Consider the following 11,621-nt stretch of genomic DNA (forward strand, 5'->3'; position numbering starts at 1 on the left):
ACAGGAAAGCACCGCCATGCACACCATCGCCCGAATCACAGTCCTCACACTGGCCCTGGGCATGAGTGCATGTGCGGTGCAACGACCGGAACCGACCACCAACCTGCCGCCAATTCCGCCGTCGCAACCCAGCCCGACTCCGTCGACCTCACCGACACCGGGTAAAAGCATCCCCGCCAAACCGGCGAAACCGGTCCCGCGTACTTCGGCGAGCTTCGCTCCACCACCGGGTGGCAACAGCCATTGGGATCAGAAACTCGGCGTCTACGTCCTCGACGGCCAAACCAACACCTTCTACCGCCAACGCACCTACTTCCGCTGGAACAACGGCTGGAGCCGCTCCATCAGCCCCAACGGCCCGTGGGAAGACACCGACATCCACGGCGTGCCGCCGGGATTGGGCAAGCAGTTCGGACAGTAATGAAAACGGCGATCTTCGGATCGCCGTTTTGCTGTGTGCCTGTTGGGTGCCCACAGAAATTGCTCATGGAAGTGCTGCACAGCGCTCAAGGTTTAGCGGTTTCAATCACACTCTGTAAAACAACCGGGCGTCGCTCTGCGGATTTCTATGCTTGAGTAAAGATAACTCTAGAGTTACTTTTAACAGGCCGAGGCAAGGAGGCGGTTGGTGCAAAGCAGGTTATTGATCAAGGAGCTGGAGGAGGCAGGATGGACGCTGGACGGGATTACCGGCAGCCATCACATCTTCAGGCACCGTTACAACCCGTACACGATTCCCGTGCCTCATCCGAAAAAGGATTTACCGTTGGGGACGGTCAAAAGTATCAGGAGGCGTGCCGGGCTGTACAACCCGCCAGCCAGTTTCGAAGGAGATCCATAATGCAATATCCCATCTGCATCGAGTGGGGTGATGAGAACACCGCCATCGGTATTCAGATCCCCGATATTCCCGGCGCTGTCACGGCGGGGGATAGCTTTGAAGATGCCTACAACGCAGCGGTTGAGATCGCACACATCATGCTGCAAGAGATCGCGGCGGACGGAGAGCACATTCCGTTGCCAACTTCTGCGGCGGCACATCGCAACAATCCGGAATTCGCCGAGATGGGTTGGGGCATGCTGGAACTGGACATCTCGCCTTATCTGGGCAAGACCGAGAAGGTTAACGTGACGCTGCCCGGCTACGTGATCCAGCGAATTGATCGCTACGTGCGTGAGCACAACGTCAAAAGCCGCTCCTCCTTTCTGGCGGATGCGGCGATGGAAAAACTGGTTCGGTATTGAGTGACAACGCTCCCGCGGGATCAATGAATAACCTGCGGGAGCGAGCCTGCTCGCGAAGCTTTTACGTCTTACGCCGTTGCCAATGAACCACGCTGCGAAACACTCAAAAACCGCAACAACGCCAACACCGGAAACGCGCTGCCGACAATCACGATCCACAACCAGCCGCCATGCTCGAATACCGCGCTGGCCACCGAAGAGCCGAAGGCGCCGCCGATGAAAATGCTGGTCATGTACAGCGCATTCAGGCGACCACGGCTTTTCGCGTCCAGCGAGTACACCGCGCGTTGGCCAAGGACCATGTTCATCTGCACGCAGAAGTCGAGCACCACGCCGGTCACGGCCAGACCGATGACGCTGTAGGCCGGGTGGATAAAGGCGGGCAGGAAGCTCAGGCTGGCGAACACCATGGCCAGCAGCGAAGCAATGCGGGTATGGCCGGCGTCGGCCAGGCGTCCGCTGATCGGCGCGGCGATGGCTCCAATGGCGCCGACCAGGGCGAAGATCGCGATCTCGCTTTGCGACAGGCCATGGTTGCGTGCCAGTTCCAGCGGCACCGCCGTCCAGAACAGGCTGAAGGTGGCGAAAATGCAGCCCTGATAAAACGCCCGCTGACGCAGCACCGGTTGCTGACGCAGCAACGTCCACAGCGAGCCGATCAGTTGCGCGTAAGAGGCGCTGTGATCCGGTTGGCGCTTGGGCACGGTCAGGGCCAGCACCACGCTGATCGCCGCCATCAATGCCGCCGCGATCATGAACATCGCCCGCCAGCCGAAATGGTCGGCGACCACGCTCGACACTGGCCGCGCCAGCAGAATACCCAGCAGCAAGCCGCCCATGATCCCGCCGACGACACGTCCACGAGATTCTTCCGGCGCCAGATGTGCAGCCAGCGGAATCAGGATCTGTACCGACACCGAACTGAAGCCCACCAACAACGAGATCAGCAGAAACACATTGGGCTGATCGGTGAACGCAGCACCGAGCAGGCTGGCAATCGCCACCATCGTGGTGATGATCATCAACCGACGGTTTTCCAGCAGATCGCCCAGCGGCACCAGGAAGAACAGGCCCAGCGCGTAACCGATCTGGGTCAGTGAGACGATGAAGCTGGCCATGGTGTCGGTCAGGCCGATGTCCGGCGCAATCAGGCCGATGATCGGCTGCGCGTAGTAGATGTTGGCAACGATGGCGCCGCAGCAGAAAGCGAACAGCAGCACCATGCCCCGGGTCATTGCGTGAGTTGTGGCGGTCATAAGGTTTCTCGATCCAGCGAAAGGGAATGCGGTGAGGCTATGGGACAAGCCAGGCGGGCAGAAGGCGCCTTCGATTGATATCAGTTATTCCGTTGCGGAATGACGGGCTGTCATCGGTTCAATGTTCTTCAGTGGACCTTGCGTCCGGCCGTTGACGGTCGATGATACATTCACTTACATCTTCTTCGATAGCGTGCTTATGTTTGCAGCGACTTGTTGAATATTCATGACCGGAGGATTGCAATGTTTCGTCTGATGCTTCGTTACACCGCAACCATAGCCATGCTCGGCTTGCTGGGCGCGAACAGCGTGCAAGCGGCCGACGCGCCGGGGATGCGCATCGGCGTGCGCGGCGAGATCACTGGCGTCAGCGCCGCCTCCTTGAAAGTCCACGTCAACAGTGGCGAGAATGTGGTAATCCAGTTGACCCAGGACACCAAGGTCCGCGCCGTGACCCTCGCCAATATCGAAGACATCAAGCCCGGCAGCTACATTGGCTCGGCAGCCATGCCACAGGAAGACGGCACGCTCAAGGCGTTGGAGGTGCATGTGTTTCCGCCGGAGTTGGCCGGCAGCGGCGATGGACATCGGCCGTTTGATCTGGCCAAAGGCAGCAGCATGACCAATGGCAGTGTCGGTGATCTGGTGGTCAGCAATGGCCGGGTGTTGACGGTGAATTACAAGGGCGGCCAGCAGAAGATTCTGGTGCCGGAGGATGTGCCGATCGTTAATCTGATGCCGGGGGATCGCAGCTTGCTGAAGGTTGGGGTGAAGATTGTGACGTTCGTGACACAGAGTGCGGATGGCACGTTGACGGCGCAATCGATCTCTGCAGGTAAGGATGGGGTAACGCCGCCGATGTAAAAGCCCCTCACCCTAACCCTCTCCCAGAGGGAGAGGGGACTGATTGGGGGATGCTTGAAAGGTACACCGACCTGAACGTGCTTCAGCGATTCCATAATCGACGAAATCTTTCAGGTCGATGTCTGACGCCAGACACCTCGGTCGGCTCCCTCTCCCTATGGGAGAGGGCTGGGGTGAGGGTAAGGCTTCCACAAAAAAAGGCGACCACTGATGGTCGCCTTTTTCGTTGTCACTTAAGTCTTACTGCCCGCTGTAAATCTGATCAAACACCCCACCATCGTTGAAGTGCGTCTTCTGCACGGTGCGCCAGTCACCAAAAGTCTTCTCCACCGAAAGGAAATCAACTTTCGGGAACCGGTCGGTGTACTTGGCCAGTACCGCCGGATCACGCGGACGCAGGTAGTTAGCGGCTGCAATTTCCTGACCTTCCGGCGACCACAGGTACTTCAGGTACTCGTCGGCAGCAGCGCGTGAACCTTTCTTGTCGACGACTTTATCGACCACGGACACCGGCGGCTCGGCCTCAGCAGAAACACTTGGGTAGATCACTTCAAACTGATCACGACCAAACTCGCGAGCGATCATTTCCGCTTCGTTTTCAAAGGTCACCAGCACGTCGCCGATCTGGTTGGTCATGAACGTGGTGGTCGCGGCGCGGCCACCGGTGTCGAGTACTGGCGCCTGCTTGAACAGTTTGCCAACGAAGTCCTTGGCCTTGTTCTCGTCACCGCCGTTCTTCAGCACATAACCCCAGGCCGACAGGTAGGTGTAGCGGCCGTTGCCCGAGGTTTTCGGGTTCGGCACGATCACTTGCACGCCGTCCTTGAGCAGGTCCGGCCAGTCTTTCAGGGCTTTCGGGTTGCTTTTTCGGACGATGAACACGGTGGCCGAGGTGAACGGCGCGCTGTTGTTCGGCAGACGGGTGACCCAGTCCTTCGGTACCAATTGACCGTTGTCGGCGAGGGCATTGATGTCGGTGGCCATGTTCATGGTGATGACGTCAGCCGGCAGGCCATCGATCACCGAGCGCGCTTGCTTGCTCGAACCGCCGAAGGACATCTGTACGGTGATGTTTTCGTTGTGCTCGGCTTGCCAGTGTTTCTGGAACGCAGTGTTGTAGTCCTTGTAGAAATCGCGCATCACGTCGTAGGAAACGTTAAGCAGCGTCGGGGCTGCCTGAGCGATGTTGGCCAAGGCCAGGCCGGCGGCGAGAAGTGAGGCGCCAAAGAGTTTTTTCACTGCGCATTCCTTGTTTTATCTGTGTAGAAGCAGGGGTGATGTTCATTTGCCACTGACTATAACGGCGCCCGCATAGTCGTTTAAAGATTAAAAAGCTCTGTGCTTATTCCAGTTTCTTAAATAACGCATTGCCACAGCGCGAGCAGAACGCCGCGCCGTGTTCGTGGCTGTTTTTCTTGCACACCGGGCAGTCGTGTTGCAGCTGTTCGCCGCGCATGGCGTTGGCCAGTTCGGCGGTGAAAATCCCCGTCGGCACGGCAATGATCGAATAACCGGTGATCATCACCAGCGATGAAATCACCTGGCCCAGCGGCGTCTTCGGCACGATGTCGCCGAAGCCCACCGTGGTCAGGGTCACGATAGCCCAATAGATGCCTTTGGGAATGCTGGTGAAGCCATGCTCCGGGCCTTCGATCACGTACATCAACGTGCCGAACACCGTCACCAGGGTGCAGACGCTGACCAGGAACACGACGATTTTCTGCTTGCTGCCGCGCAGCGCCGACATCAAATAGTTGGCCTGCTTGAGGTACGGACTGAGCTTGAGCACGCGGAAAATCCGCAGCATCCGAATGATCCGGATAATCAGCAGGTACTGCGCATCGCTGTAATACAGCGCGAGGATGCCCGGCACGATCGCCAGCAGGTCCACCAGTCCATAAAAACTGAAGGCATAGCGCAACGGCTTGGGCGAGCAGTACAGACGCAGGATGTACTCGCCGAGAAAGATGATCGTGAAGCCCCACTCGATGTACGCCAGCACATCGGCGTAGTTGCGGTGAACGCTGTCGATACTGTCGAGCATCACGATCACCAGACTGGCGAGGATGATCAACAGCAAGATGCCGTCGAAGCGCCGCCCGGCGAGGGTGTCGCTCTGGAAAATCATGACGTAAAGCCGTTCACGCCAGTTGCTGCTGCTGTCCATGGAAAACGCCTGAATCAAAGATCAGCGCAGCCTAGGTTGATTCTCCCCGTGAGCGCAAGACGCACTGTCTACCGTGGCTTTGCCGAGCATTTGAATCCCGGCGCGAATCAGCCAGCAGGCGAGGATGAACGGCGCGGTCAACGTGGCCAAGCCGATGGCGGCAAACAGCGGCGTGACCAGCAGTGCGAGGACGATGCCGACCAGCGGCAACCACGGTTGTTGGCGTTGGCTACTGAAGGCGAGGGCGGCGAGTACGGCGTTATAGCTGCCGAGGCCGAAAAGCGCAGCGCTGGTTTCGTGGTGTAGCAGGCTGGAGCCCAGGCCGATGGCAGATGCGAGCAGCGCCCAGCAGAAGGCGCGGCGATCCGCGATCAACAAACCGGCGGCGATCAGCGCGCCTGCCAATGGATGGTCGAGAAACATCACCTGGCCCAAGCCTCGGAGCTCGGCCGCGAGCAGGTTCAGCGTATTCATCTCGATGTGAGCCATCGGCGCTGACGGTTCAGCGAACAGCAATAACGCCCAGCTCATGGCCACGAACGGCGAGGTGTAGGCCGGTATGGATCGGCTGCGGTACACATATTTGAGCCATTGCTGCGTGAGCATCGCGCTCAAGCCGCCGGCAGCGAGAATCAGCGGCGGCAGCATCGGCGACCAAGGGAAATACAGACTCAGCAACAGGCCGAGCAAAACGCCGTTGTAGCTGAACAGCCCGGCCTGGCGATCGGCCTTGGCGTAGTTGCGTCGTTGTGCGGTGAGCAACCCGGCGACAGCACCGAGCAGCGCACCGGCAAACAGCACGGGCGCAGTGAGCAGGATCGCCAAGAGGCACAGCAGGCCGCACAGCGGATGGCGCTGAAGGAATATTTGACTGAAACCGTTGAGCAAAGCCTCGGCCCAGTCGGGGCAGTGGGTGTTGAAATGATTGGCAGGCATGGCAGTTCTAAAAAGTCAGTGAAACCGAGTCGCCTGCTTCGCCAGCAGGCTGGCTCCCACATTGAATCTTTGTTCAGTCATTGATTTTGTGGTGCTCACAAATCAACTGTGGGAGCGAGCCTGCTCGCGAAGAGGCCAGTAAAAACAATGAATCTCTTTGTTATATGAATCTCTGTGGCGAGGGAGCTTGCTCCCGCTGGGTCGCGAAGCGGCCCCAACATGGGTTGATGCGGTTTTTCTGTGAAAACCGTCATGCCCTAAAAGCGACGACTGCTGTGCAGTCGAGCGGGACGGTGCGACGACTCGACGAGCTCCCTCGCCACAGGTTGTGTAGCTTTCGTTAAATCAACGTTTCAATACGCAGCGAGTTAGTTGATCCAGGCTGCCCGAACGGAACACCCGCCGTGATCAGCAAAGTATCGCCACGCTCGGCCATGCCTTGCGCCTGAGCAATCTCCAGCGCGGTCGAGCAGACTTCGTCAACCTGACGCAGGCGATCGTTGACCACCGAGTGAATGCCCCACGCCACGCTCAAACGCCGCGCCGTCTGCAGGTTCGGCGTCAGGTTGAGGATCGGTGCTTTTGGCCGTTCCCGCGATGCACGCAAACTCGACGCGCCCGACTCGCTGTAGTTGACCAGCACCGCCACTGGCAGCACGTTACTGATGCGACGGATCGCGCAGCTGATCGCATCGGAAACGGTCGCTTCAGCTTTCGGCCGACTCACGTCCAGTTGAGTCTGATAATCCGGGCCGTTTTCCACCTGACGGATGATCTTGCTCATCATCTGCACGGCTTCCAGCGGGTACTCGCCGGACGCGGTTTCCGCCGACAGCATCACCGCATCGGCACCTTCGGCCACGGCGTTGGCAACGTCAGTCACTTCAGCGCGGGTCGGGGCAGGGGAGAAGCGCATCGACTCCAGCATCTGCGTCGCCACCACCACCGGTTTGCCCAGTTCGCGGCAGGTGGTGATGATGTTTTTCTGAATCTGCGGCACGCTTTCCGCCGGCACTTCAACGCCGAGGTCACCACGGGCCACCATGATCGCGTCGCTCAGTTCGGCGATCTCGCGCAGCTGTTCAACCGCCGACGGCTTCTCGATCTTCGCCATCAGGAACGCTTTGTCGCCGATCAGTTCGCGGGCTTCGAGGATGTCTTGCGGACGCTGCACGAACGACAGCGCAACCCAGTCCACACCCAGCTCCAGACCGAAACTCAAATCGCGACGATCCTTGGCGGTCAGCGGGCTCAGGTCGAGTACCGCTTGCGGCACATTGACGCCTTTGCGGTCCGACAACTCGCCACCGTTGAGCACGGTGGTGTCGATCGCGTCGTGGTATTTGGTCACCACGCGCAGACGCAGTTTGCCGTCGTCGAGCAGCAGATCCATGCCTGCTTCCAGTGCGGCGATGATTTCTGGATGCGGCAGATTCACCCGGCGTTCATCGCCCGGCGTCGCGTCCAGATCGAGGCGGAATGCCTGACCGCGATGCAATTGGACCTTGCCGTCAGCGAACTTGCCGACGCGCAGTTTCGGCCCTTGCAAGTCCATCAGAATGCCCAGCGGGTAGTTGAGCTGGCGCTCGACTTCGCGGATCCACTGATAACGCTTGGCGTGGTCGGCGTGATCGCCGTGGCTGAAGTTGAGGCGGAAGATGTTGACCCCGGCCTCGACCAGCTCGCGGATGTCTTCGATGCCATCGACCGCAGGCCCGAGTGTGGCGAGGATTTTGACCTTTTTATCAGGCGTCATGATTTAGAACTCTCGAGGATCAGAATGGCGCGGAAGTCGTTGACGTTGGTGCGGGTCGGCTCGGTGACGATCAGTGCATCGAGCGCTGCGAAATAGCCGTAGCCGTTGTTGTTATCCAGCTCATCGCTGGCGCTCAGACCGAGGGCGGCGGCGCGGGCGTAGCTGTCCGGGGTCATGATGGCGCCGGCGTTGTCTTCCGAGCCGTCGATGCCGTCGGTGTCACCGGCCAGGGCATAGACGCCGGGCTGGCCTTTGAGGCTGTCGGTCAGGCTGAGGAGGAATTCGGCGTTGCGCCCGCCACGGCCATTGCCGCGCACGGTCACGGTGGTTTCGCCGCCGGAAAGGATCACGCACGGCGCCGCCAGTGGCTGGCCGTGGTTGATGATCTGGCGGGCGATGCCGGCGTGGACTTTCGCCACTTCGCGCGACTCGCCTTCGAGGTCGCCGAGGATCAGCGTGCTGAAACCGGCCTGACGGCATTTCACCGCAGCGGCGTCCAGCGACTGCTGAGGACGGGCGATCAACTGGAAATGACTGCGCGCCAGGCTCGGATCGCCGGGTTTGACGGTTTCCGATTCCGGGTTTTGCAGCCAGTTGCGTACCGAGGCCGGTACTTCGATGGCATAGCGCTTGAGGATCGCCAGCGCTTCGGCCGAGGTGCTCGGATCGGCCACGGTCGGGCCGGAAGCGATGACCGTGGCGAGGTCGCCCGGCACATCGGAAATGGCGTAGGTATAAACCGTCGCAGGCCAGCAGGCCTTGCCCAGGCGTCCGCCCTTGATCGCCGAGAGGTGCTTGCGCACGCAGTTCATCTCGCCGATGGTCGCACCGGATTTGAGCAGGGCCTTGTTGATCGATTGCTTGTCGGCGAGGGTGATGCCGGCGGCCGGCAAGGCGAGCAGGGCAGAGCCGCCGCCAGACAACAGGAAAATCACGCGGTCGTCTTCAGTCAGGTTGCTGACCAGCTCGAGCACGCGTTTGGCCACGGCCAGACCGGCAGCGTCCGGCACCGGATGCGCGGCTTCGACCACTTCGATTTTTTCGCACGGGGCGCCGTGACCGTAACGGGTCACTACCAGGCCAGACACTTCACCTTCCCAGCAGCGCTCGACCACTTGCGCCATGGCAGCGGCGGCTTTGCCGGCACCGATGACGATCACGCGGCCAGTGCGGTCGGCGGGCAGATGGGCTTCGAGGACTTGGTTCGGATGGGCCGCGTCGATGGCTGTGGCAAACAGCTCGCGCAGCAGTTGTTGCGGATCGACCGACATGGCGGGCTCCCGGAATTCTTGTTATTGGAGTGGAGCGACAACGGTGCAGCGACCCGGTCCCTGTGGGAGCTGGCTTGCCAGCGATTCAGGCGCTGCGGTCTTGCAGGCAGACCGCGTCGATGCCATCGCGGGCAAGCCCGCTCCCACAGGGAGCGAGCCAGAGGCGCAGATTATTTTTTGTCGCGAATCGAGAAGTTGGCCATGTGTTCCAGACCTTTGATCAGCGCCGAGTGGTCCCAGTTGCTGCCACCGATGGCCGCGCAGGTGCTGAACACTTGCTGGGCGTTGGCGGTGTTCGGCAGGTTGATGTTCAGCTCCTTGGCGCCTTGCAGGGCCAGGTTCAGGTCCTTCTGGTGCAGGCTGATGCGGAAGCCTGGATCGAAGGTGCCTTTGATCATGCGCTCGCCGTGCACTTCGAGGATCTTCGACGAAGCGAAACCGCCCATCAGCGCTTCACGCACTTTGGCCGGATCGGCACCGTTTTTCGAGGCGAACAGCAGGGCTTCGGCCACAGCCTGAATGTTCAGCGCGACGATGATCTGGTTCGCGACTTTGGCAGTCTGACCGTCGCCATTGCCACCCACCAGGGTGATGTTCTTGCCCATGGCCTGGAACAGCGGCAGGGCGCGTTCGAACGCATCGGCGTCGCCACCGACCATGATGCTCAGGGTCGCAGCTTTGGCGCCGACTTCACCGCCGGACACTGGTGCGTCGAGGTACTGCGCGCCTTTCTCGTTGATCTTCGCGGCGAACGCCTTGGTGGCGGTTGGCGAGATCGAACTCATGTCGATCACCACTTTGCCTTTGCCGATACCGGCAGCAACGCCGTCGGCGCGGAACAGTACGTCGTCGACCTGTGGGGTATCCGGGACCATGACGATGATGAATTCAGCTTCCTGCGCCACTTCGCGCGGGTTGGCCAGGGCGACGGCGCCAGCGGCAACCAGATCGGCCGGGGCGGCGTCGTGGTGCGCCGACAGGAACAGGCTGTGACCGGCTTTCTGCAGGTTCGCCGCCATTGGGTGGCCCATGATGCCGGTGCCGATAAATCCGATTTTAGCCATGAGAAAATCCTCTTGTTTTTGTCTTTCCCCCGGTTTGCAACCGATGGGCTTTTGTGGCGAGGGGATTTATCCCCGATGGGCAGCGAAGCTGCCCCAGTTTTTAGCGCCAATCAGTTCCAATCCCGGGTGCAGGTTTTACGACTGCCGCGCAGCCGGTCGGGGATAAATCCCCTCACCACAGGGGATCTGGTTTCAAGTCCAGACCCATGTTGAAAACTCGAACTCAGATTGCGTTGTGGGTCTTCAGCCAGCCAAGGCCCGCTTCAGTGGTGGTCAGCGGCTTGTACTCGCAACCCACCCAACCCTGATAACCGATGCGGTCGAGGTGTTCGAACAGGAAGCGGTAGTTGATTTCACCGGTGCCCGGCTCGTTGCGCCCCGGGTTGTCCGCGAGCTGCACATGGTTGATCTCGCCCAGGTGCGATTGCAGGGTGCGGGCCAGATCGCCTTCCATGATTTGCATGTGATAGATGTCGTATTGCAGGAACAGATTGGCACTGCCGACCTGCTCGCGAATCGACAGGGCTTGCGCCGTGTTGTTCAGGTAGAAGCCCGGGATGTCGCGGGTGTTGATCGCTTCCATCACCAGTTTGATGCCCGCTGCCTGCAGCTTGTCGGCGGCGTATTTCAGGTTGGCGACGAAGGTCTTTTCTACCGTGGCATCGTCAACGCCTTGCGGACGGATACCGGCCAGGCAGTTGACCTGGGTATTGCCCAGTACTTGTGCGTAAGCGATGGCCAGATCGACCCCGGCGCGGAACTCTTCAACGCGATCCGGCAGGCAGGCGATACCGCGCTCGCCCTTGGCCCAGTCACCGGCCGGCAGGTTGAACAACACTTGGGTCAGACCATTGGCGTCGAGCTTGGCCTTGATTTCGGCAGAGCTGAAGTCGTACGGGAACAGGTATTCAACGCCCGAGAAACCGGCCTTGGCGGCGGCGTCGAAACGGGCAAGGAAATCCTGTTCGGTGAACAGCATGGACAGGTTGGCTGCGAAACGCGGCATGGTGGTCTCCCGTAAATCTTGTGAGGTTCCCCTTGTGGGAGCGAGCCTGCTCGCGA

General features: G+C 60.0%; 12 protein-coding genes. 4 read left to right on the forward strand and 8 right to left on the reverse strand.

Annotated features, from left to right (window positions below; genetic code table 11):
- Positions 1 to 16: 16 nt before the first annotated feature.
- The 3 genes from KI231_RS08440 (at position 17) to KI231_RS08450 (ending at position 1,245) form a co-directional block, all read left to right on the forward strand.
- Entirely contained in the window at positions 17 to 421 is a 405-nt protein-coding gene (locus KI231_RS08440) for a hypothetical protein (RefSeq protein WP_103306824.1), read from the forward strand.
- A 207-nt stretch (positions 422 to 628) separates the two neighbouring features.
- Positions 629 to 841 (forward strand): type II toxin-antitoxin system HicA family toxin, encoded by a 213-nt coding sequence (locus KI231_RS08445; RefSeq protein WP_213027965.1) that lies wholly within the window; start codon positions 629 to 631, stop codon positions 839 to 841.
- Positions 841 to 1,245: a type II toxin-antitoxin system HicB family antitoxin gene (locus tag KI231_RS08450; RefSeq protein WP_213027966.1), complete on the forward strand. Its 405-nt coding sequence runs from the start codon at positions 841 to 843 to the stop codon at positions 1,243 to 1,245. The genes KI231_RS08445 and KI231_RS08450 overlap by 1 nt, the downstream gene beginning before the upstream one ends.
- Before the next feature lie 68 nt (positions 1,246 to 1,313).
- Here the strand turns inward: KI231_RS08450 and KI231_RS08455 are convergent, their stop codons facing one another.
- Positions 1,314 to 2,501: an MFS transporter gene (locus KI231_RS08455; RefSeq protein ID WP_213027967.1), complete on the reverse strand. Its 1,188-nt coding sequence runs from the start codon at positions 2,499 to 2,501 to the stop codon at positions 1,314 to 1,316.
- Positions 2,502 to 2,744: 243 nt separating this feature from the next.
- On the opposite strand from KI231_RS08455, the gene KI231_RS08460 reads away from it, so the two are divergent.
- The gene (locus tag KI231_RS08460; protein ID WP_213027968.1) at positions 2,745 to 3,365 is read left to right on the forward strand and encodes a DUF5666 domain-containing protein; all 621 of its coding nucleotides are present in this window, start codon (positions 2,745 to 2,747) and stop codon (positions 3,363 to 3,365) included.
- A 240-nt stretch (positions 3,366 to 3,605) separates the two neighbouring features.
- Here the strand turns inward: KI231_RS08460 and KI231_RS08465 are convergent, their stop codons facing one another.
- The 7 genes from KI231_RS08465 to hyi all read right to left on the reverse strand — a co-directional run bounded on the left by KI231_RS08465 (position 3,606) and on the right by hyi (position 11,565).
- Positions 3,606 to 4,604 carry a sulfate ABC transporter substrate-binding protein gene (locus KI231_RS08465; protein ID WP_213027969.1) on the reverse strand — a complete coding sequence of 333 codons (999 nt, stop codon included), beginning with the start codon at positions 4,602 to 4,604 and terminating at the stop codon, positions 3,606 to 3,608.
- Between the two features lie 103 nt (positions 4,605 to 4,707).
- Complete coding sequence (locus KI231_RS08470; RefSeq protein WP_103306818.1) at positions 4,708 to 5,532, reverse strand: ion transporter; 825 nt, start codon at positions 5,530 to 5,532, stop codon at positions 4,708 to 4,710.
- 21 nt (positions 5,533 to 5,553) lie between these two features.
- Positions 5,554 to 6,468 carry an urea transporter gene (locus KI231_RS08475; protein WP_213027970.1) on the reverse strand — a complete coding sequence of 305 codons (915 nt, stop codon included), beginning with the start codon at positions 6,466 to 6,468 and terminating at the stop codon, positions 5,554 to 5,556.
- A 340-nt stretch (positions 6,469 to 6,808) separates the two neighbouring features.
- Entirely contained in the window at positions 6,809 to 8,224 is a 1,416-nt protein-coding gene (gene pyk / locus KI231_RS08480) for a pyruvate kinase (RefSeq protein WP_103306816.1), read from the reverse strand.
- A complete protein-coding gene (locus KI231_RS08485) occupies positions 8,221 to 9,495 on the reverse strand; it encodes a glycerate kinase type-2 family protein (RefSeq protein WP_213027971.1) in 1,275 nt (424 codons plus the stop codon). The genes pyk and KI231_RS08485 overlap by 4 nt, the downstream gene beginning before the upstream one ends.
- Before the next feature lie 170 nt (positions 9,496 to 9,665).
- On the reverse strand, positions 9,666 to 10,559 hold the full coding sequence (locus KI231_RS08490; RefSeq protein WP_064594449.1) for a 2-hydroxy-3-oxopropionate reductase: 894 nt from the start codon (positions 10,557 to 10,559) through the stop codon (positions 9,666 to 9,668).
- A gap of 223 nt (positions 10,560 to 10,782) precedes the next feature.
- Complete coding sequence (gene hyi, locus KI231_RS08495; RefSeq protein WP_025111893.1) at positions 10,783 to 11,565, reverse strand: hydroxypyruvate isomerase; 783 nt, start codon at positions 11,563 to 11,565, stop codon at positions 10,783 to 10,785.
- Between the last annotated feature and the right edge of the window lie 56 nt (positions 11,566 to 11,621).

Source organism: Pseudomonas sp. Seg1 (assembly GCF_018326005.1).
Taxonomy (GTDB): domain Bacteria; phylum Pseudomonadota; class Gammaproteobacteria; order Pseudomonadales; family Pseudomonadaceae; genus Aquipseudomonas.